The organism is Parasphingorhabdus sp. (assembly GCF_039982395.1).
Taxonomy (GTDB): domain Bacteria; phylum Pseudomonadota; class Alphaproteobacteria; order Sphingomonadales; family Sphingomonadaceae; genus Parasphingorhabdus.
Window position 1 is genome coordinate 141578 of the sequence record NZ_JBDWYO010000001.1, and the last position, 18901, is coordinate 160478.

The following is an 18901-nucleotide window of genomic DNA, read 5'->3' on the forward strand; positions in this document are numbered from 1 at the left end:
CAAGTGTAGCCTTCCCACAGTGAGGGGAATAAAATATGTTTATCGGTCATTTTGCACCAGCCATGGTTGCGGCAACCCATCCCAAGGCACCGGGCCTTGGAACATTGTTTGTTGCCGGGCAGCTGCTGGACTTCGGGTTTTTCGGTCTCGCGCTAACCGGGATTGAGAATTTTCGGATCACGCCGGGGATCACCAAGATGGTGCCGCTGGATCTCTACGACATGCCTTATACCCATAGCCTGCTGGGAAGCGCCGTCTGGGCTGCCGGATTTGCGTTGCTGATCTGGCTGTTTACTCGCAACCGCACCGGCGCACTGATTGGCGGGGCGGTAGTCTTGTCGCACTGGTTTCTTGACCTTTTGGTGCATGCGCCAGATCTGACGCTGACCGGGTCACCACCAAAATTGGGATTTGGCCTTTGGAACTATCCGGCCATCGAGATGCCGCTGGAGCTAGCCATCACTTTCGGAGCGTTAGCCTTTTTCATCGCCCGCACCCGCGCCGTCTCTGCCCGTTCGAAATATGCGCTTGGCCTTTTGGCCGTATTGCTGGCGGTTTTCCAAGCGGCCAATTGGTTCGGACCGGTTCCAGAAGCAGCAGATGCCGCGATGAAAGCAACCGGACTGTTTGCCTTTTCGGTCGCCGCTCTGGCAGCTTGGTGGGCAGGCAAGTCACGCGTGCTGAAACAGATTTGAAAGCAGAACGACCATGACCCAATATATTGCCGCCTATGTCATCGCCGCCATCATCTTCGGGATTCTCGATTATCTCTGGCTCAGCAATATGGCAGGAACATTATACCGGCCAGTCATCGGTGGAATCATGGCCGATGAGTTCCGCAAAGTACCAGCGTTGGCTTTTTATCTAATCTACCTATTCGGAATCGTCTGGTTCGGCATCAAGCCTGGACTGGCCAATGGTCAATGGACCACGGCCTTACTCAACGGCGCACTTTTTGGCGGCATAGCTTACGCGACCTATGACCTGACTAGCCAAGCAGTCCTCAAGGTCTGGTCGACCAAGATCAGCCTCTATGACATTGCTTGGGGAACCTTCGCGACGGGTGTGACGGCCGCGCTGACCACTTATTTGCTACTTCGGTTCATGAAGGCAGCCTAGGGCCGGATTGTCAGGCCTGACAGTCACGGCTTCAGATTCGCCGGGAAGGCCTGCATCCTCTCAGGCAAGCTGGATAGGATCTCGCGCTGCCGATCGGCGGTAGCCGTCGCCCATTCTCCTATTTCAGACGATGTCCGGCCACAGCCCATGCAGAAGCCGTTTTTGGGATCAAGGATACAGATTCTGTTGCAAGGCGATTCCATGCCCATCTCATCACCACAATCAGAAAGGGCTGGCAAGGCCGTTGCTGCTTGAAAAGCCCGCGACTAGAACCGGAGATCAAGCAGATAGTTGCTCGTCAATCTGTTCCAGTCGTTCTTTGCCAAAATACATCTCGCCATCAACATACATGGTCGGGATACCAAAGGCGCCGCGTTCGACCGCATGATCGGTATTGTCCATCAGGCCCTGTTTGACCGCTGGATCCTGGGTCTTGGCGAACAAGGCCTCGGCATCGAAGCCGCCGTCCTGTAATATTTTACCAAGCGCCTCGGCATCGGTCACGTCCAGCCCCTGTTCCCAGATACCGGGCAACAATGCTTCCACAAGGGCGCCCCGTTCGTCCGGTGCCAGCGCGACCAGCATGCGCTGCAGGGTGATCGTATTGAACGGGAATTTCGGGTTCATCTTGAACTTGGTAAGACCGTGCTTTTGAATGAAGCGGTTCATCTCCAGCATCGAATAGTCATTCTTGCCCTTCACATCTGCGTCGCGCACGAATGGCGGGGCATTGCCGGTTAGCTTGTGCATCCCGCCAAGAAATGTCGGGGTGACCAAGATTGTCGCGTCATGTTTCGCGGCTAGCGCCTTGATCGGTTGCCAGATGAGATAGGCATTGGGGCTAACGAAATCGAAAATCAGCTCGATGATCTTAGACATGGTGTCTCTCCTTTGCCCAGAACCATAAAGCAGCGCCACGAAACATCAATTCCCTCTAGGCGAAATTGTCGCGCCTCGTTAAAGGGACTGCATGAGCACAGACACGTTGATTGCAGAGCCCCAGATCTCCACCGAAACCGTCCGCGAGCACGGTTTGAACGCGGAGGAATATCAGCGCATATTAAACGCGCTGGAACGCGAACCGAATATCACGGAACTGGGTATATTCTCGGTCATGTGGTCGGAACATTGTTCCTATAAGTCATCTCGTCTGCATCTGAAGAAACTGCCCACCACCGGCCCACAGGTTATTTGCGGCCCGGGCGAAAATGCCGGCGTCATCGATATTGGCGACGGTCAGGCCGCGATCTTCAAGATGGAGAGCCACAACCACCCTTCCTATATCGAACCTTATCAGGGCGCGGCGACCGGTGTCGGTGGCATTCTCCGTGATGTATTCACCATGGGCGCGCGGCCGGTGGCCAATCTGAACGCGCTGCGTTTCGGTCGCCCCGACCATCCGAAGATGAAGCATCTGGTCAAAGGCGTGGTTGCCGGCATCGGCGGCTATGGCAATTGCGTGGGCGTTCCCACGGTCGGCGGCGAGACAAATTTCGATCCGGCCTATGACGGCAATATCATCGTCAACGCGATGACCGTCGGCGTGGCGGATGCCGACAAGATTTTCTATTCAGCCGCCAGCGGCGTCGGCAATCCGATTGTCTATGTCGGGTCCAAGACCGGCCGCGACGGCATCCACGGCGCAACCATGGCGAGCGCGGAATTTGATGAGGATATCGGAGAAAAGCGCCCGACCGTGCAGGTCGGCGATCCGTTTACCGAGAAACTGCTGATCGAAGCCTGCCTCGAACTGATGGCCAGCGATGCGATTGTTGCCATTCAGGACATGGGTGCCGCAGGTCTGACCAGCTCCAGCGTAGAAATGGCGACCAATGGCGAAGTCGGCATCATTCTCGACATGGACAAAGTGCCCTGCCGCGAAACAGAGATGACCGCCTATGAAATGATGCTCAGCGAGTCGCAGGAACGCATGTTGATGGTTTTGAAGCCCGGTCGTGAAGAAATGGCCGAAGCCATCTTCACCAAATGGGAACTGGATTTTTCGGTCATCGGCGAGGTCACCGACACGCGCCGGATGGTCCTGACCCACAAGGGTGAAACCGTTTGCGACATTCCGCTCGGCCCGCTTGCTGATGATGCACCGCTTTACGACCGCCCGCATCTGACCCGCGAAGAATATGCCGCGCATGTTCAATATAACGGTCCGACATATGACATGCCGCTTTGTGAAGACCTGGGACAGGACTTGCTGAAGATGCTCGCCCTCCCCGCGCTGGCCAGTCGCCGTTGGATCTGGGAACAATATGACAGTCAGGTGGGCGCGGACACGGCGCAACGCTCCGGCGGAGATGCCGCCGTGGTCCGGGTGCATGGCACCAACAAAGGCCTCGCTATCGCGACCGATTGCACCCCGCGCTATGTCCATGAAAATCCCTATGAAGGCGGCAAGCAAGCAATCGCGGAATGCTATCGCAACCTGACGGCCATTGGCGCAAAACCGCTCGCAACCACGGATTGCATGAATTTCGGCAATCCCGAAAAGCCGCATATCATGGCCCAATTTGTCCATAGTATCGAAGGTATCGGGGAAGCGTGCAAAACGCTCAATATGCCCATCGTATCGGGCAATGTCAGCCTGTATAATGAAACAACCGGCGCTGACGGCGTCAGCCATGCCATCTTGCCAACCCCTGCTATTGGCGGAGTCGGATTGATCGACAATCTAGACAATATGGCAACCATCGCGTTCAAGGATGAGGGCGAAGCGATTTTCGTCATCGGCGAGATGCGGGGCCATATTGCCCAGTCGATCTGGATTCGCGAGCTGCACGGGATCAAAGACGGCCCTGCTCCGCAAGTCGATCTCGATGCAGAGCTGGCCCATGGCGATTTTGTTCGTGACCTGATCAACAGCGGCAAGGTGACGGCCGTGCATGATGTTTCGGATGGCGGCCTTTTGGTCGCTCTGGCCGAGATGGCCATAGCTAGCGGTATTGGCGCAACAATAACCGGTATTGGTGATCATCTGACCGGTTTCGGCGAAGAACAAGCCCGCTATATTGTGACGAGCAATGTTGCTGAGCAGATACAGGCAGCGGGCATCCCAATGACCCGCATCGGCACTACCGGCGGCAAGAATTTGGACATTTCAGGATCGCAGTTATCGATTGCGGAGCTTCGCAATGCCCATGAGAGCTTTTTCCGCGACTGGATGGAAGACTAAGCGCACAGTCTCTCCGCCGAGTTTCGGAGCAGGAAGGATCGAGAATGCCTGACCTTCTCCAGACCTTGCTCCACTATGGCGGGCATTTCATCCTGCCCTTTGCTTTGGGCTGGCTGCTCTTCCGCGATCATTGGTGGAAAGCAGGACTGATCATGGTCGCGGCCAATGCCATCGACATTGATCATCTACTCGCGGATCCGATGTTTGATCCGGAACGCTGTGGAATAGGATTCCACCCCCTGCACACAGGATGGGCTGCTCTCGTCTATGCAACGATGCTGGCTATCCCGTCTTGGAAGTGGCGAGCTCTTGGTCTTGGCCTGCTATGGCATCTGGCGGTTGATAGCGGTGACTGTTTGATGCAAATCTATTGACCATGAGCCAAGGCTATTCCGGAACCCCGCTTGCAAAAAAGCTCTCCCTGAAAGACGGGATGCGGGTCTGGTTTGACGGCATGCCCGCTAGCGTTCGCGCCGAAATCAATGCTTATGGTGTGACGCTGGTGGAGGAATTGGAACCATCAGAGGGGCTCCACGCCGCCCATATTTTCACCACCGAACGGGTGGAAATGGAAAAACATCTCTCGCGGCTGCGCAACCAGATTGATCCGGCTGGTCAGGTCTGGGTCAGCTGGCCCAAAAAGGCGTCGAAGGTCGCAACGGACATCACCGAAGACACTATCCGCAAGGTTTGCTTGCCTATGGGCTTTGTCGATATCAAAGTCTGCGCAGTGGACTCGACCTGGTCAGCCCTAAAATTGGTGATCCGAAAGGAACTCCGGTAGTCGGACTTCAATGCTAGGCTGGCTGCACCAGCATAGCATAGGGATCAACATCCTCGGCACGATATTGTTCATGGGCCTGATGATAGAAATGCGGCGTTTTGATGTGCAGCCGTTCGCGCAATTCGTCGAGCGGTTGGGCCAGCAGGTCGATGATCGATTCTTCGCTGATGCGAGGGCAAGCCTTACCCATTTTCTGGGCCTGACGGATCGCCTTGAACACAGGCGCCTTGCTCTTGACCTGCATCTTCATGTTCAGGCCACCGGCATAAGCGATGAAGAGATTGCCGAGTGCCGGATTCTGGCCATAGGTGAATGCCAGTACACATTGCTCACCTAGTGCGTCGCGTCCGTAACCGGTCAATATGTGCAGCAAATCATGGGTGTCGCGCTGGCGAAAGCCGTACCATTCGATCAGGTCGTTATATTTGCGCGGGCTGAACTGATCATATTCGGCAATCAGACCAGCGGCGCTGAGCCCCTCTTTCTCCATGAAATCGCAATAGGCATGGGCCAGGCTACCCTCGGGCATCTGGCGCAAACGGTCATGATCATCGAGGATATGCTGAAGCGCAGGTTCATTTGCCAAAAGCGCTTTGCCGGCATCGCTTTCAACGAAGGCTTTGGCATCTTTACGGAAACTGGGGCGCGGCAAACATTCAAAGATATGAAACACTTGCTCGGTGTCTTCTTTGTCTTTGATCAGCTCGCGAAAATGGTGGAGCGCCTTCAAAGGACGAAAGCGGGCCGCTGGACGTTCTGGGTGAACGAAAGGCGTTTGCGAATCACTGGGTGCGGTGAAGTCATGATCTATTTTCATAAGACGTATCTGACAGTTACTAACACTAATGTCAATAGAGATAATGACTTTGCCCTTCGCTCTGGCTTCGCTATCCTGCCAACAACAGCCCGAGCGTGGAAACCATTATCACGGCATGGGTTAGAACAGCGTTAACCGCAGGAGACGGAAATTTGAAACCTCATGACACCCTGCCTTATACCGACCTGCCGGACTATTCCGATGCCGAACGCATCGCGCGATCCCGAACCTTTTACGAAGCGATCAAGCAGCGCCGGACCTGTCGCTATTTCACCGACCAACCGGTCCCGCGGGCGGTCGTAGAAAATGCTCTCTTGGCCGCCGGTACGGCCCCAAATGGCGCCAATCATCAACCCTGGCATTTCGCGGTAATTCAGTCAGCGGACAAGAAAAAGGCTCTCCGCGCCGCCGCCGAAGAAGAAGAGCGCGCCTTTTATGAAAGCAAGGGCAGCGAAGAATGGCTAGCGGCACTGGCGCCGCTGGGCACCGATGCCGACAAACCGTTTCTCGAAACCGCACCCTATCTGATCGTTATTTTCGGCCAGCGCAAAGGCGGGATGAATCCCGGAGAGATGAAGCAGAATTATTATGTCAACGAGAGCGTCGGTATCGCAACCGGTGTGCTGATTACCGCGCTGCATGACGCGGGGCTGGCGACACTGACCCACACACCCAATCCGATGAAGTTCCTGAATGAACTTTGCGAGCGCCCGGCCAATGAAAAACCGATGATGGTCCTAGTGGTCGGGAAACCGTCTCCGGATGCCACCATCCCGACCCATGCCACGATCAAGAAACCGCTGGACCAGATCTCGACCTGGCTGTAGCACATAGATAATACAGTGAGGGTTTGAATATGGCTGCGTCACAACGCTATTTGGAACTAGACGCATTGCGCGGCTTTGCCGTGATCGGAATCTTGGCGATGAATATCGTCGGATTTTCTATGCCCGAAATGGCCTATATCAGCCCTGCTATATATGGCGGTACCGATACGCCGGACATTATAAGCTGGTTTCTGTCTTACCTGCTTGTCGACGGCAAGATGCGCGGGCTTTTTACGTTTCTCTTTGGCGCTAGCCTCATGTTGATCTGCGATCGCGCCGCCGCCAAAGGCGAAAGTCCAGCCAAAACGCATTTTTCCCGCATGTTCTGGCTTGGGCTTTTCGGTCTGATCCACTATTTTTTCATCTGGTGGGGGGACATTTTATTTCTCTACGCCGTGATCGGCTGCCTTGCTTTTCGGATGCGGGATTTTGAATCGGCCAAATTGATCAAGTGGGGCGTGATCATCTATGCAACGGGATTCATAAGCTACTCGCTATTCACCGGCAGCCTGTTCTATTTGCAATATGCCGCCGGTCTCGAAGGTTCAGGGTCAGAAATGGCATTGGAATATCAGAAAGCTATGGCCGAGATTTCCCCTAGCGCTGCGTCGATCGCCAGTGACATCGCCCTATATGGGTCGGGCTATTTCAACATCCTGAGTCACCATTTTGGAGAAAAATGGATAGGCCCCTTCGCTCTGGTTTTGTCCAATGGCATGGAAACCCTCCCCTTCATGATGTTTGGCATGGCGCTCTACAAAAATGGATTCCTTACCGGCGAATGGGAGACGAAAGCTTATAGGAAACTAGCCATCAAAACGATTTCACTCGGACTGCTGTTGCTTATACCGCTCGGCATCTGGGCCGTTGCCAGCGGTTTCGAAATCCTGATCACTCTGAATGCGGTCATGTCATGGGCGATGCCTTCGCGATTGTTGATGACCATCGGGTATCTGGCTTTGATGATCATGATCATTCAGCGCTATGCCAACCGCCCTATCTTGCAGCGTGTCGCCGCAGCCGGAAGAGTAGCCTTCTCCAATTATCTCGGCACCAGCATCTTGATGACCTTCATCTTCTATGGCTGGGGACTGGGCCTCTATGGATCAATCGGTCGCGCCGAACTCTATCTCTTCGTGCTGGGCGCTTGGGCGCTCATGCTACTCTGGTCAAAACCTTGGCTGATGCGCTTTCGCTATGGTCCGTTGGAATGGCTGTGGAGAAGTCTGGCCAGGGGGCAGCCGCAACCGATGCGCCTGTCATAAAGGGTCGCGTGCTGCTTCTGCCGGACCCGACGATTCATCATCGGTGAGCATGCTGGTGTAATTGGCATTTAACTGCTCGTACAGATTGACCTCGGAGACAATTTCCAGCCGGTCACCGTCATCGTTCATCAGCCCCAGCGGCCGGCCGTCCGGCGTATATGTCAAGCTCTGCAAAAGGCCTTCCTGATCGCGCCGGAATATTGAACAGATAGGCGGCGCGCTGAGACTGCCCATCATGCTATATATCACGATCGCTTCCGCTTCTGCCTCCAGAGAGGCATCGCTGTCCGGATCAAACGGCGTAGCGGAATAGCGATACACGGTCACATGGTCCGATGCTCTTTCAACAGGAGATTTCATGCAACGGGCATTGCCGTTCTGTATGCCATCATCCGCTTCGAAAACGACATGGTTTGGACCGATGGCAACAAAGACACCGCCTTTGGCTTCCAGCGGACTTACAGCCTTCGATCCCGCTTGAATCAGCTCCCAATCGGCAAGAAGGTCGGCAGGGACTCTGCCGAAAAATTCAAGTGATGGCACCTCTCCAAGGGTCAACAGAGCGTTATTGGCAATACCACCGGGCAAGGATTCGATATGTTTATGCAGGTCTAGTCCCCTGCTGTTCCAGTCTGTTTCCGCTTCACCGGTCGGGACCAATGTGGCGCGAAACTCGGTTTCAATCAACTGCCGAACCTCTTGCAGTTCTTCCGCCATTGTCGATTGCATGAGCTGCCAAAATTCGGCGACCGGCAAAAGCTTCGGAGCAGCCACGTCTCCCGCTTCATCACTATCCGCAATCTGCAGCGTGGATTCTGGCATACCGGAAGCGTTAGCCGGCGCTGACGCCAAGGCCAACGCAGCCGGTACCAAGGAACAGAATATTCTACGCATTGCTAACCTCGTACTGGGATCGGAAGTGACTGTAACCGATATTCTCAAGATGGGAATAGTCGTTGACCGTCACTTTGCTATTGCGATCTATTCTCATTAGCGATATACGAGTCGCGTAAGGAGCCACTATGGTTGTTTGTGTCTGCAACGCGATTAAGGAAAAAGACCTGAGAGCTGCCGTGCGCAGCGGGGCTGACCGCCCCGGTGAGGTCTATGCGCAACTTGGCCGCAAACCGAAATGCGGACAATGTCTCGCATTTGCACAACAGATTATTAAGTCCGAAGTTGCGACCGCTTAGCATTCTCGTTATCAAAGCATTGAAATAATTATACTTTTTACGCAAGCCGCTCTTTCGCTTGGTGGCCTGATGCTGTATAGCCTTCCCCAACTGATCCACTGACAGACGGGAAGGACTCTGCCATGAAGGGCGATATCAAAGTCATCGAGTTTCTCAACGAAGCTCTGAAAAACGAACTCACCGCGATCAACCAATATTGGTTACATTATCGCATGCTGGACAATTGGGGCGTGTCGAAACTGGCTGCTTTTGAACGGGAAGAATCGATCGATGAGATGAAACATGCGGACAAATTGTCCGAGCGTATCTTCTTCCTCGACGGCTTGCCCAACTTCCAGATGCTAGGCCGGTTGAAAATTGGTGAAACGGTTGAAGAAATTCTGAAAGCCGATCTGGAACTCGAGCATGAAGCGCTCCCAATGCTGAAAAATGCGATCGAACATTGCGAAAGCGTGCGCGACTATGTCAGCCGCGATCTGTTTGCCGAGATACTCGCGAGCGAAGAAGATCATGTCGATACGCTTGAACAGCAGTTTGACTTGATCGAACGCATGGGGATTGAAAATTATATCCAACTGCAGTCGCAGCCAGCGGAATAGCCGGAGAAGGCCGAATTAGCCGAACCGGCGACCGAAACCCTGAGGGTGACGTTGCTGGACCACCGGACTGACATCTTCTTCCAATATGGCCAGTGTTTCTTCAAACATCGACCGCAGAGCGACGACGAGTTCAATCACGTCGTCAGGGGTTTCATGATGCTCCACACAAGCGCGGGCAGTCGTCTCGATAATTTCTGTGGTGGCGCTTAGGCGCATAGCTCCAAATTGCAGCGCCTCGCCTTTCAGCTTGTGCGCTGCATCAACCATGGCAATGGGATTTTTCGCCCGCATCGCGTTTTCGATCTTTTCAATAGAGTCCGCACCATCCTCTCGAAAATAGCCGAGAATCCGGACGAAATTTGGACCGAGCGCCGAACGGGTTTCGGTGCAGACCGTCCAATCAATCAGTTCTATTTCCAATGGTGCCACCGAAAGTTCCCAACAAGAATAGCGAAAATGCGCTACTCTGGGCTGGACTAAGCGATAACCGGTAAAAAATTTATTACCATGTTCAAATATAATTAACCAAGATCAGCCTTGAGGTTAACTATCTTTTGGAAAAATCATTCTTTTTCATGATAGGGGTTTTTGGGCGCACGGATGATCAAACGCACGGGTACGCCACCAAAGCCAAGTTCACGTCGAATACCGTTCACCAGATAACGACGATAGCTTTCTGGCAGATCATCAACCCGTGTCCCGAAAATCACGAAAGATGGCGGCCGCGTTTTGGCCTGTGTGATATAGCGCAACTTGATCCGCTTACCGCCCGGTGCGGGAGGAGGATTGTCGGCAATCGCGTCTTCAAACCAGCGGTTGAGTGTTCCGGTTGAAACCCGTTGCGACCAGATTCTGCGAGCCTGGAACGCCGCTTTCATGAGCTGATCAATGCCCTTGCCGGTGAACGCTGACACAGCAATCATCGGTACATCACGAACCTGTGCCAATCCATCATCCAATGCCGCACGGATACCGTTGAACAATTTGCTTGGCCCTTCGGCAACATCCCATTTGTTGATCCCGATTACGACACAACGGCCTTCTTGGATCGCATGGTCGGCAATGCGCAAATCCTGCGCCTCGAGGCCTTTGGTTGCATCCAGCAGCAGCACCACCACTTCGGCAAAATCCACTGCGTGCCGGGCGTCTGCCACAGCCAGTTTTTCTAGCTTGTCATTGACCTTCGCCCGCTTGCGCATGCCAGCAGTGTCGATCAAGCGTACTTTCCGATCCGGCTCGATACCGTCCAGTTTTTCATCTTCCGTCAGCGCGTCATCATGCCAGTTCCAATCCACAGTGATGCTGTCGCGTGTGATTCCTGCTTCCGGACCGGTAATCAGCCGGTCTTCATTCAGCATCTTGTTGATCAATGTCGATTTTCCGGCATTCGGCCGCCCGACAATTGCAAGCTTCAGAGGTGCGGATTCATCCGTAGGCTCTTCCAATACAGCCGCTTTGAAATTCTCGACATAGGGCTGGATGGCCTGGAACAGGTCGGAAACGCCATCCCCATGTTCTGCGCTAAACGGAATGGGATCGCCAAAGCCGAGCGAGTAGCTTTCCAATATACCGGATTCCGCTGCTCGGCCTTCAGCCTTGTTGACCAGCAACACAACCGGTGTTTTTGAACTTCTCAGCCAGCGGGCGATTTCTTCGTCAAGCGGCGTGAGGCCTGCGCGGCCATCGATCACGAATATCGCCAGCTCCGCGCCAGCGACCGCCATCTCTGTCTGTTTGCGCATCCGTCCGGGCAGGCTCTTGGCATCCTCGTCTTCATAGCCAGCCGTGTCGACGACGTTAAATTCAAGACCAAGCAAATTGGCCGGTCCTTCGCGGCGATCACGCGTGACGCCGGGCCTGTCGTCGACAAGCGCCAGTTTTTTGCCAACCAGGCGGTTGAACAGGGTCGATTTGCCGACATTGGGTCGACCGATAATTGCGATATTGGGCAGCATAAAGCCGGTCCCTATCCTTCTTTTCTGATCCTCAGCGGAACGCGGAAATCCGGCCACTGTCGTCGAGAATATATAGCATGCCGCCAGCAACAACCGGGGGTAGCGAAACGCCATTGTTCAGTTCGAACAATGTTTGACTAGACCCTTCGCCCGGCGAGATCGACACGACCTCACCTTCGGTGCTGGCAACAATCAAGCGATTTCCAGCTAAGATCGGCCCCGTCCAACTGATCGGATTTTTCTTCTTCTCTTCGTTCTTGAAGGACGCAAGCTTGCTGATCCAGCGAACCTTGCCATTCGGCCGCGCAATGCACAGCAGCTTGGCATCATCGGTCAGCACGAACACCCATTCACCGGCCACTACCGGGGTTGTTATGCCAGCGATATTCAATTCCCAAATCCGCTGCCCCGTGACCAGCTCATAAGCTGCCATACGGCCACCCTGCCCGAGAGCAAAAACCCGGCCGCGATCGATCACCGGATCGGCATCAATATCGGACAATGTCGACACAGAGGTGGAAATGCTGGTCCGCGCGAGCGCGTCATTCCACAAATTGCGACCATTTTCATACCGATAGGCCGTCAATTCGCCCGATGAATAGCCGGCCAATACCGTACCTTGTCCAGCAGAGGGCGCGGCAACACCGAAAATGCCGGCCAGCCCTACTGTGCCGGCTTCGTTCCACTGCACCGAACCATCGGTCATGCTGAGTGCATAGATTTGGTTGTCCTGCGTCATCACATAGATATTGCCGTTGGAAATCGTTGGCGACCCGCGCAAGGGGCCGGCCGGACGCACTTTCCAAATCTGGCTACCATCCGCTGCGTTCAGAGCGACAACATCACCGACGCCATTGGTGGCATAAACGATATTGTTGAAAACACTGGCTCCGCCGCCAAAGCGCGAAGTTTCACCGTCTCCTTTGACTTCGATCTGGGTGGACCAGATTTTCGCTCCGGTGGCTGCATCAAAGGCATGCACCCGGGCTTGTGTGTCGGTAGCAAACAACCGTCCGCCAGACACTACGGGCGCAGCGGCAAGCCGTTCCCTTTTGTTGGTGCCGCTAATGTCGGCGGTCCAGACTCTTCCGAGACTACCGCTTAGGGCAACATGGCCAATGGATTTGCTCGCATTGCCGCCCGATTGCGCCCATTCGCTATTGGCGACTGGAGCCGGCAAAATAACGGCAATTGACGTTAGCGCTGGATCAACTTCTGCACCGCTTTCACCACTTAAAATCGGTGTGCGCTTGCCCAGGGTTGGTGTGCTTTTCTTGTCTTCGCCATCGCCGCCGCCCAATATGCCGCAACCGGACAACAAGGATAGCGCCAATAGGCTAGCGATCAGTTTCTTACCGGAAATCATTCCTTGGATTCTCCCTCAGCCGCGTCCGCGTTTTCCGGCGCTGGCTTGTTATCATCGCTGTCCATTTCGACGGCGTCAATGCCTTCGACACCTGCCATTTGCAAAGCACGAGAACGAATTGTGGCCGGAACACTGTCATCTTTCGCCAGCTGGGCAAATAGCGGGCCCGCTAGATCAGATTTTTCCATATTCAAGTAGGATATTGCGACCATTTCGCCGGCGCTACCGAACCATGGGTTCCCCGGAACAGCAAGCGATTTGAGCCGATCGACAACTTGCTGTGGCGTCAGGGAATCAAATTCTGCCGCTGTTTGACGGATAAGCGCGAGATCACGAAACGGTTTTGGCAGGCTTTCGTCTGCAGCGACCTTGCCATAGCCAGCAATAGCCTTTTCCGGATCTTCTTTCTCCAAAGCAATATTGGCCTGCAGCAATTGTGCGGCGGCCCGATAACCAACCTGCTCAGCTTCCATGAGCGGCGTTAGCGCCGTGGCAGCACCATCTAGGTTTTCCTGACGGATACTATCGACGGCAGCGACATATTCTTCGCTACGAATGCCAGAATCTTCGCTCTGACTATTTTGATAGAATATCCAGCTCGCCAAAGATCCCAGTCCGATAACAATGGCTGCAAAAATCCATATCCCGTAGCGGGTCACAAAATTTTTCAACTGATCTTCACGCACCGCTTCGTCTACTTCGCGCAGAAACACTTGCTCCTGGCGGTCTGGCTGCTCTTCGGGTGCTTTGTCTTCGTCTTTGGCCAATGTGGCTTCCTCAAATCTGTTTAGCGTGTCGCAATCGCCGGTCAGACGAAGGCACAATGCAATCGGCTGTCCTTTAGCGTCCGCATTAGCAAATGTAAAAGTCTATTGACCATTTCTACAGGCTGAACGGAGACAGGATAGAAAGCAAGAAAATCGCTATTTCTTCGGTTGATAGAGTTGGTCTGGTCCCGGGAAGCTGCGTTCCCGGACCTCTGCGGCATATTGTTCGGCCGCCTGATCGATTTGTTCGGAAATATTATGATAGCGTTTTACGAAACGGGCGGTGCGGTCGAACATGCCCAGCATATCCTCGGTGACCAGCACCTGACCATCACATTGCGCCGATGCACCGATGCCAATGGTGATCGCATCGACGGCCTTGGTCGCTTCGATCGCGATCGGTTCCAACACGCCTTCCAGCACGATCGCAAAGGCCCCGGCTTTGTCGAGAGCAACCGCATCACCGACTATTTTCTTCGCTTCCGCATCACTGCGGCCCCGCGCTGCATAGCCGCCCAGCACGTTGATCGCCTGAGGAGTCAGGCCGACATGGCCGACCACCGGAATGCCCCTCTGCACCAGAAATTCAACGGTTCCCGCCATCACTTCGCCGCCCTCAAGCTTTACTGCAGCAGCGCCGGTCGCCTTGAGTATATGGGCAGCGCTTTCATAGGCTTGTTCTGGAGAGCCTTCATAAGATCCGAACGGCATGTCGACCACTACAACGCTATGGTAGCTACCGCGAACGACCGCCGCACCATGGTTGCACATCATATCGAGAGTGACGGGAATCGTCGAATCAAGCCCGTAAATCACCTGTGCCAGCGAATCTCCAACCAGCAGCATATCGCAATGGGCATCCAATAATTGTGCCGATCGCGCGGTATATGCGGTCAGCATCACCACCGGTTCTGCGGTTACCCCGTCGACCTTGCGGCCCTGGATTTTGGGAACGGACAGCCTGCGCATAGGCTGTGGCCGCGGATTGGCGCGGCTTGTCGAAGTGTCGAGTTTGAAGGTTGTAGACATGCAATATGTTTAGCCTCACTTCACAGATAAGGCCAGCCTTGCCGTCATCGGTCCCGCGCAGTCACCGCACGCCCGGGATTGTCGCTGAACAGACCGTCTACACCAGCGGCAACAAACGCCTGAACTTCTGCCTCCAGGTCACCGGAATCACGCGGATCAACTCCGCTTTTGAAATCCGTTGGCAAAAAGTAATTTTCTGCCCGGAAGGTCCATGGATGGACGGTGAGCCCTGCCTTATGCGCGGCCTCTACCAACCCAGTGGCTTCGGTCAGTTGACCGATCGCGTTGCGAGCAATCACCTGATCTTTCGATGGCCCAATCCCGTCGGCATAAGCAGCGATTGCGTTAAGTCCACCGGCAGTGAGCATGTCTGTATATGCGATATGCTCCCGATCGGGTGGCCCTCCTTCGCTGGCAACCAATTGCACCAGCCGGACTTCTGTTTTCTTGGCGAGCGCTTTTAGATTGCCCACCTCGAATGATTGGATGAATATCGGGTCATCCGGGCCATCAAAACCATATTGTGCGAGCAACGCCAACAGCGGGCCTTCATGCGCCAGTCCAATTGAGTTGAAATAAGAGGGATGTTTCGTCTCGGGATACACGCCGATCCGTGTTCCGCTTTGCTGTTCATGTCGCTGCAGCAGCTGCAAGATTTCTTCAAAGGTCGGTACGTCAAATTGGCCGTCATATTGCATATTGGCCTCCCGCAGTTCGGGCAGACGCTCTTTGGCGCGTAGCGTCTTCAACTCGGCAAGCGTGAAATCTTCGGTAAACCAGCCTTCATACGGTTGCCCGTCTATCGTCTTGCTAGTTTTGCGATCCGCAAATTCCGGCTTGTCGGCCACGTCGGTGGTGTCACCAATCTGGTTTTCATGGCGGGCCACCAGCACACCATCTTTGGTCAGCACCAGATCGGGTTCGATAAAATCCGCGCCTTGCTCAATCGCCAGTTGATATCCGGCAAGCGTATGTTCCGGACGTTCGCCGCTGGCGCCGCGATGGGCGATGATGACGGGTCTCGCTCCGGTCAATGTCGTGACATTCATGCTCGCTCCTCCGGCCTGCTCAGCCTCTACCCCACATGCGGTCAAAACCAGAGCGCACAGGAAAGACAAGGCAATCCGCGCGCGCATCTCTATCCGACTTCTACGCCATTCCAGAAGGCAATCCGTCCCGCGATTTCGGCAGCTGCCTCTTTGGTCTCGGGATAATGCCAAGCGGCATCTTCGTTGGTTTCTCCATCGACGACCAGGCTGAAATAGGATGCATCGCCTTTCCAGGGACAGTGGCTGCTTTTGTCGCTGTGCATCAGATATTTCGACCAAACGGCGTCACGGGGAAAATAGTGATTGCCCTCAACCACCACTGTGTCGTCACTCTCCGCTATCACCACGCCATTCCATCTTGCTGCGACCATTAGCTCATCCTTTTCCTGATTCCGAATCCGACGGCAGCAATTAATGTCAGAGGTATCCAAATCCATATAGCTTCGGAATATAACACTTTGATGCCACGATCGCTGATAAAATCAGAAATCCCGATAGGCGATACGGCAATCGGGGTATGCGGAGCGAAATGACGCGCGGTGTCAAACGGCCAGTATAAGGCGACACCCAGTCCGCCATTGGTCAACATGTCGAGCAGTCCGTGCGAGGCCATCGATACGAACAGAAACAGGGTAACCACGCCGAAGCGCTTAGGCCTTAACACTGCAGTGGCGAATAAAGCCGCCGCTGCGGCAAAAACCAAACTGTGAGTCGCACCCCGATGACCCCAGCTGTCAGCATAGTCGATACCGAAACCGAAACCGACGACGTCAGCATCTGGCACCATCGCAAAGAACAAGCCGGTTGCGATCACCGGCAAAGACAGCTTGCTGCGTCCCAAAATCAAGGCGCCGGCGAGCGGCACCGCGGCATGGGACATGATCGTCGGCATTAGCTGTTGCGCGCAGTCAGTCCTGCCGCTTCGTAATCCGAAGCCTTGAAGCCCACGACCAGCTCTTCGCCATGCTCCAGCACCGGTCGTTTGATCATGCTGGGGTTTTCCATCATCACCATGACCGCTGTATCGTCACCGATATTTTCTTTCACCATGTCAGGCAGTTTGCGAAAGGTGGTCCCGCGCTTGTTGACCAATGTTTCCCAGCCAACTTGCATCACCCACATTTCCAGCTTTTCCCGCGTGATTCCGGATTTCTTATAATCATGGAACACATAGTTGATGCCGTTTTTCTCCATCCAGTTGCGCGCCTTCTTGATGGTGTCGCAATTGGATATGCCGTACATTTTGGTTTCGTTGCTCATGGGCTTGGTCCTGTTCTTGTGCAGCGCATCGGACGATGATGATCATCCTTACATTTGCCAAAGAGGCTTAATCAGAATTGTCTTTCGCGCAAGAGGCAATTGCATGCCGCCTGAACCAGAGGTCTTCAATCGAGCCAGGCAAAAGCCTGTTTTATAAAGGCTTGTCCATGGGCGCGTTGGATTTCGCCGTGGGCCATTATCACCCGCTCCGGATTCCAGTCGAGCAGCTGATCCCGTGCCGCCCGCGTGGCTTTGCGTCGGACAAAGGAAAGGCGCCATTCAAGTGGAGCATAGCCCTTCCCCTCGGTGATGCCCCATGGCTTGGCGATCCAGCCTTTCCAGCCTTTCCAATGTTTCGCGATAAAAGCGTCGCTGAAATTTTCAGACAAGTCACAGAGGATTGCGGTTTGGGATGCCCGATGGAAAAACACCATTTCGTCCATCACCGGCGATCCTGTGAACCAGATTTGATCCATAGCCCCCTCCCAGGCGGCGGGCGGTTCATCGGTCAGTGGTGCTTCAAAGGCCAGATCGGAACGTTTTTTTATCGTTGAAGCGGGGCCCCATAGCTTTGCGTCCGGCCATGCCGCTTGCCAATCCTGCAGATAGAGATGGTGAATTTTATTGGGGCTGACCAGATGTTTGGGCCGACCAATCTGATCAATTGCTGCTTTTAGTTCCGGCGTCAGCGCAATCGGAGACCAGCACCATAGATCGCCACTGGGAAGCCGAACAATGACGCAGCGGGTCGGATAAGGAAAGCCGTGAAAATCAACAATATCGCCTTCGGCAACCCAGATTTCATCGGCCAGTTGTTCCATCGTTCAGCTGCTTTCCGGACCCAATTTTTTTCCAATCGTCACCACTGGTTGTACATCATATCCCAGCGCATTGTAAAAGCCGATAGCCCGATCATTGTCATCCCGCACCATCAACTGGATTTTGGGCGCATCGCGCGCGCGCAGCCATTGCTCAGCCGCCTCCATCATCTTTCTTCCCAGACCTTGCTTCTGGTGACCGGGATCAACCGCCAGATAATAGACCCAACCGCGATGACCGTCGAAACCGGTCATAACGCTGGCAACCAGATCGCGATCTGCGCGCGCCAGCAATATCGCCGATGTCTCATTCGCCAAAGCCAGACGATAATCCGCCACCGGATCATTCCAAGGGCGCGTCAGTTCACACGCCTCCCACAGCGCGATGACCTGTCCCATGTCGGACTCACTGGCGGTAGAAATCTGCATTCTGATCGCGGCGCTAGGCCCTGACATAGCCTTCCGCCAGCTGACGGATTTCATGGTCCGGATCATACCATGGCGCGCCATCGGATCGCCAGATATGGGCGTCAGGCCGGTCGGTAATTTCGGTATCCACACAGCCTATTCTGAGCAGCACCATCTTGGCCGCCAGCCGCTCGGCGATCAGTTGCGATCCGCAGTTAGTGCAGAAATAACGGTTCTTTCCCGGCGAGGATTCGAAACGGTTCAGAACATCTTCGCCGCTGGCCCATCGGAAAGCATCATGCGCGATCGGCATGACGGTCGAAAAGGCCGCGCTATGGGCTTTGCGGCAAGTCTGGCAATGACAATGGATGATCGGCCCATTGTCGCAATCCGCTTCATAGGTGACCGATCCGCACAGACAGCTTCCCTTGATCATATTGCTTCCTTTCAACCGCGAGGGC

The 18901-nt window shown here is 54.5% G+C and carries 25 protein-coding genes; 10 read left to right on the forward strand and 15 right to left on the reverse strand.

What is annotated here, in order from left to right:
- Positions 1 to 35: 35 nt before the first annotated feature.
- Both ABJV08_RS00705 and ABJV08_RS00710 read left to right on the forward strand, forming a co-directional pair.
- A complete protein-coding gene (locus tag ABJV08_RS00705; RefSeq protein WP_348039296.1) occupies positions 36 to 695 on the forward strand; it encodes a hypothetical protein in 660 nt (219 codons plus the stop codon).
- Positions 696 to 708: 13 nt separating this feature from the next.
- Positions 709 to 1119, forward strand: a complete 411-nt coding sequence (locus ABJV08_RS00710; RefSeq protein WP_348039295.1) for a DUF2177 family protein — start codon at positions 709 to 711, stop codon at positions 1117 to 1119.
- Positions 1120 to 1398: 279 nt separating this feature from the next.
- Here ABJV08_RS00710 and ABJV08_RS00715 read toward each other — a convergent pair whose 3' ends face one another.
- Complete coding sequence (locus ABJV08_RS00715; protein WP_348039294.1) at positions 1399 to 1998, reverse strand: 2-hydroxychromene-2-carboxylate isomerase; 600 nt, start codon at positions 1996 to 1998, stop codon at positions 1399 to 1401.
- A 91-nt stretch (positions 1999 to 2089) separates the two neighbouring features.
- Here ABJV08_RS00715 and purL point away from each other — a divergent pair, with 91 nt between their 5' ends.
- Genes purL through ABJV08_RS00730 form a run of 3 tightly spaced genes read left to right on the forward strand, consistent with a single transcriptional unit; the run spans position 2090 to position 5087 of the window.
- On the forward strand, positions 2090 to 4303 hold the full coding sequence (gene purL / locus ABJV08_RS00720; RefSeq protein ID WP_348039293.1) for a phosphoribosylformylglycinamidine synthase subunit PurL: 2214 nt from the start codon (positions 2090 to 2092) through the stop codon (positions 4301 to 4303).
- Between the two features lie 44 nt (positions 4304 to 4347).
- Positions 4348 to 4677, forward strand: a complete 330-nt coding sequence (locus ABJV08_RS00725; protein WP_348039292.1) for a DUF6122 family protein — start codon at positions 4348 to 4350, stop codon at positions 4675 to 4677.
- A gap of 2 nt (positions 4678 to 4679) precedes the next feature.
- On the forward strand, positions 4680 to 5087 hold the full coding sequence (locus tag ABJV08_RS00730) for a hypothetical protein (protein WP_348039291.1): 408 nt from the start codon (positions 4680 to 4682) through the stop codon (positions 5085 to 5087).
- A 13-nt stretch (positions 5088 to 5100) separates the two neighbouring features.
- On the opposite strand, the gene ABJV08_RS00735 is transcribed toward ABJV08_RS00730, so the two are convergent.
- Positions 5101 to 5904: a Coq4 family protein gene (locus ABJV08_RS00735; RefSeq protein ID WP_348039290.1), complete on the reverse strand. Its 804-nt coding sequence runs from the start codon at positions 5902 to 5904 to the stop codon at positions 5101 to 5103.
- A gap of 152 nt (positions 5905 to 6056) precedes the next feature.
- On the opposite strand from ABJV08_RS00735, the gene ABJV08_RS00740 reads away from it, so the two are divergent.
- Positions 6057 to 6731, forward strand: a complete 675-nt coding sequence (locus ABJV08_RS00740; protein ID WP_348039289.1) for a nitroreductase family protein — start codon at positions 6057 to 6059, stop codon at positions 6729 to 6731.
- Positions 6732 to 6760: 29 nt separating this feature from the next.
- Entirely contained in the window at positions 6761 to 7996 is a 1236-nt protein-coding gene (locus tag ABJV08_RS00745) for a DUF418 domain-containing protein (RefSeq protein WP_348039288.1), read from the forward strand.
- Here the strand turns inward: ABJV08_RS00745 and ABJV08_RS00750 are convergent.
- Positions 7991 to 8818 carry a hypothetical protein gene (locus ABJV08_RS00750; RefSeq protein WP_348039287.1) on the reverse strand — a complete coding sequence of 276 codons (828 nt, stop codon included), beginning with the start codon at positions 8816 to 8818 and terminating at the stop codon, positions 7991 to 7993. The genes ABJV08_RS00745 and ABJV08_RS00750 overlap by 6 nt on opposite strands.
- Between ABJV08_RS00750 and ABJV08_RS00755 the strand changes: the two genes are divergently transcribed.
- The 3 genes from ABJV08_RS00755 (at position 8805) to bfr (ending at position 9788) form a co-directional block, all read left to right on the forward strand.
- Positions 8805 to 8990, forward strand: a complete 186-nt coding sequence (locus tag ABJV08_RS00755) for a hypothetical protein (protein WP_348039286.1) — start codon at positions 8805 to 8807, stop codon at positions 8988 to 8990. The two genes, ABJV08_RS00750 and ABJV08_RS00755, sit on opposite strands and share 14 nt — an antisense overlap.
- Positions 8991 to 9018: 28 nt before the next feature.
- A complete protein-coding gene (locus ABJV08_RS00760; protein WP_348019287.1) occupies positions 9019 to 9189 on the forward strand; it encodes a (2Fe-2S)-binding protein in 171 nt (56 codons plus the stop codon).
- A 122-nt stretch (positions 9190 to 9311) separates the two neighbouring features.
- Positions 9312 to 9788 carry a bacterioferritin gene (bfr, locus tag ABJV08_RS00765; RefSeq protein ID WP_348039285.1) on the forward strand — a complete coding sequence of 159 codons (477 nt, stop codon included), beginning with the start codon at positions 9312 to 9314 and terminating at the stop codon, positions 9786 to 9788.
- Positions 9789 to 9803: 15 nt separating this feature from the next.
- On the opposite strand, the gene ABJV08_RS00770 is transcribed toward bfr, so the two are convergent.
- The 12 genes from ABJV08_RS00770 to ABJV08_RS00825 all read right to left on the reverse strand — a co-directional run bounded on the left by ABJV08_RS00770 (position 9804) and on the right by ABJV08_RS00825 (position 18876).
- Positions 9804 to 10217, reverse strand: a complete 414-nt coding sequence (locus ABJV08_RS00770; RefSeq protein WP_348039284.1) for an Hpt domain-containing protein — start codon at positions 10215 to 10217, stop codon at positions 9804 to 9806.
- Positions 10218 to 10351: 134 nt separating this feature from the next.
- Positions 10352 to 11743, reverse strand: coding sequence for a ribosome biogenesis GTPase Der (gene der, locus ABJV08_RS00775; protein ID WP_348039283.1), 1392 nt, complete (start codon positions 11741 to 11743; stop codon positions 10352 to 10354).
- 31 nt (positions 11744 to 11774) lie between these two features.
- Positions 11775 to 13109 carry a PQQ-binding-like beta-propeller repeat protein gene (locus tag ABJV08_RS00780; protein ID WP_348039282.1) on the reverse strand — a complete coding sequence of 445 codons (1335 nt, stop codon included), beginning with the start codon at positions 13107 to 13109 and terminating at the stop codon, positions 11775 to 11777.
- The gene (locus tag ABJV08_RS00785; RefSeq protein WP_348039281.1) at positions 13106 to 13933 is read right to left on the reverse strand and encodes a tetratricopeptide repeat protein; all 828 of its coding nucleotides are present in this window, start codon (positions 13931 to 13933) and stop codon (positions 13106 to 13108) included. Before ABJV08_RS00785 ends, ABJV08_RS00780 begins: the two co-directional genes overlap by 4 nt.
- Before the next feature lie 99 nt (positions 13934 to 14032).
- Positions 14033 to 14905 carry a 3-methyl-2-oxobutanoate hydroxymethyltransferase gene (gene panB / locus ABJV08_RS00790; protein ID WP_348039280.1) on the reverse strand — a complete coding sequence of 291 codons (873 nt, stop codon included), beginning with the start codon at positions 14903 to 14905 and terminating at the stop codon, positions 14033 to 14035.
- Between the two features lie 44 nt (positions 14906 to 14949).
- Positions 14950 to 15954 (reverse strand): glycerophosphodiester phosphodiesterase, encoded by a 1005-nt coding sequence (locus ABJV08_RS00795; protein WP_348039279.1) that lies wholly within the window; start codon positions 15952 to 15954, stop codon positions 14950 to 14952.
- An 89-nt stretch (positions 15955 to 16043) separates the two neighbouring features.
- Positions 16044 to 16325 carry a DUF427 domain-containing protein gene (locus tag ABJV08_RS00800; RefSeq protein ID WP_348039278.1) on the reverse strand — a complete coding sequence of 94 codons (282 nt, stop codon included), beginning with the start codon at positions 16323 to 16325 and terminating at the stop codon, positions 16044 to 16046.
- Positions 16325 to 16834 carry a metal-dependent hydrolase gene (locus ABJV08_RS00805; protein WP_348052723.1) on the reverse strand — a complete coding sequence of 170 codons (510 nt, stop codon included), beginning with the start codon at positions 16832 to 16834 and terminating at the stop codon, positions 16325 to 16327. The genes ABJV08_RS00800 and ABJV08_RS00805 overlap by 1 nt, the downstream gene beginning before the upstream one ends.
- An 11-nt stretch (positions 16835 to 16845) precedes the next feature.
- Positions 16846 to 17214 (reverse strand): ArsC family reductase, encoded by a 369-nt coding sequence (locus ABJV08_RS00810; RefSeq protein WP_348019277.1) that lies wholly within the window; start codon positions 17212 to 17214, stop codon positions 16846 to 16848.
- A 125-nt stretch (positions 17215 to 17339) separates the two neighbouring features.
- A complete protein-coding gene (locus ABJV08_RS00815) occupies positions 17340 to 18035 on the reverse strand; it encodes a DUF4336 domain-containing protein (protein WP_348039276.1) in 696 nt (231 codons plus the stop codon).
- A gap of 3 nt (positions 18036 to 18038) precedes the next feature.
- Entirely contained in the window at positions 18039 to 18515 is a 477-nt protein-coding gene (locus tag ABJV08_RS00820) for a GNAT family acetyltransferase (protein WP_348422300.1), read from the reverse strand.
- On the reverse strand, positions 18475 to 18876 hold the full coding sequence (locus ABJV08_RS00825; protein ID WP_348039274.1) for a GFA family protein: 402 nt from the start codon (positions 18874 to 18876) through the stop codon (positions 18475 to 18477). The genes ABJV08_RS00820 and ABJV08_RS00825 overlap by 41 nt, the downstream gene beginning before the upstream one ends.
- Positions 18877 to 18901 lie beyond the last annotated feature (25 nt).

What these genes read in the sequence shown, in the direction of transcription:
- ABJV08_RS00760 (WP_348019287.1), top strand. Translation starts at nt 9,019, where the DNA reads ATGGTTGTTTGTGTCTGCAACGCGATTAAGGAAAAAGACCTGAGAGCT.
- panB (WP_348039280.1), bottom strand. Translation starts at nt 14,905, where the DNA reads ATGTCTACAACCTTCAAACTCGACACTTCGACAAGCCGCGCCAATCCG.
- ABJV08_RS00750 (WP_348039287.1), bottom strand. Translation starts at nt 8,818, where the DNA reads ATGCCAGAATCCACGCTGCAGATTGCGGATAGTGATGAAGCGGGAGAC.
- ABJV08_RS00735 (WP_348039290.1), bottom strand. Translation starts at nt 5,904, where the DNA reads ATGAAAATAGATCATGACTTCACCGCACCCAGTGATTCGCAAACGCCT.
- ABJV08_RS00705 (WP_348039296.1), top strand. Translation starts at nt 36, where the DNA reads ATGTTTATCGGTCATTTTGCACCAGCCATGGTTGCGGCAACCCATCCC.
- bfr (WP_348039285.1), top strand. Translation starts at nt 9,312, where the DNA reads ATGAAGGGCGATATCAAAGTCATCGAGTTTCTCAACGAAGCTCTGAAA.
- ABJV08_RS00825 (WP_348039274.1), bottom strand. Translation starts at nt 18,876, where the DNA reads ATGATCAAGGGAAGCTGTCTGTGCGGATCGGTCACCTATGAAGCGGAT.
- ABJV08_RS00710 (WP_348039295.1), top strand. Translation starts at nt 709, where the DNA reads ATGACCCAATATATTGCCGCCTATGTCATCGCCGCCATCATCTTCGGG.
- ABJV08_RS00805 (WP_348052723.1), bottom strand. Translation starts at nt 16,834, where the DNA reads ATGTCCCATGCCGCGGTGCCGCTCGCCGGCGCCTTGATTTTGGGACGC.
- ABJV08_RS00730 (WP_348039291.1), top strand. Translation starts at nt 4,680, where the DNA reads ATGAGCCAAGGCTATTCCGGAACCCCGCTTGCAAAAAAGCTCTCCCTG.
- ABJV08_RS00780 (WP_348039282.1), bottom strand. Translation starts at nt 13,109, where the DNA reads ATGATTTCCGGTAAGAAACTGATCGCTAGCCTATTGGCGCTATCCTTG.
- ABJV08_RS00795 (WP_348039279.1), bottom strand. Translation starts at nt 15,954, where the DNA reads ATGAATGTCACGACATTGACCGGAGCGAGACCCGTCATCATCGCCCAT.
- ABJV08_RS00715 (WP_348039294.1), bottom strand. Translation starts at nt 1,998, where the DNA reads ATGTCTAAGATCATCGAGCTGATTTTCGATTTCGTTAGCCCCAATGCC.
- ABJV08_RS00745 (WP_348039288.1), top strand. Translation starts at nt 6,761, where the DNA reads ATGGCTGCGTCACAACGCTATTTGGAACTAGACGCATTGCGCGGCTTT.
- der (WP_348039283.1), bottom strand. Translation starts at nt 11,743, where the DNA reads ATGCTGCCCAATATCGCAATTATCGGTCGACCCAATGTCGGCAAATCG.
- ABJV08_RS00800 (WP_348039278.1), bottom strand. Translation starts at nt 16,325, where the DNA reads ATGGTCGCAGCAAGATGGAATGGCGTGGTGATAGCGGAGAGTGACGAC.
- ABJV08_RS00820 (WP_348422300.1), bottom strand. Translation starts at nt 18,515, where the DNA reads ATGAAATCCGTCAGCTGGCGGAAGGCTATGTCAGGGCCTAGCGCCGCG.
- ABJV08_RS00815 (WP_348039276.1), bottom strand. Translation starts at nt 18,035, where the DNA reads ATGGAACAACTGGCCGATGAAATCTGGGTTGCCGAAGGCGATATTGTT.
- ABJV08_RS00725 (WP_348039292.1), top strand. Translation starts at nt 4,348, where the DNA reads ATGCCTGACCTTCTCCAGACCTTGCTCCACTATGGCGGGCATTTCATC.
- ABJV08_RS00810 (WP_348019277.1), bottom strand. Translation starts at nt 17,214, where the DNA reads ATGAGCAACGAAACCAAAATGTACGGCATATCCAATTGCGACACCATC.
- purL (WP_348039293.1), top strand. Translation starts at nt 2,090, where the DNA reads ATGAGCACAGACACGTTGATTGCAGAGCCCCAGATCTCCACCGAAACC.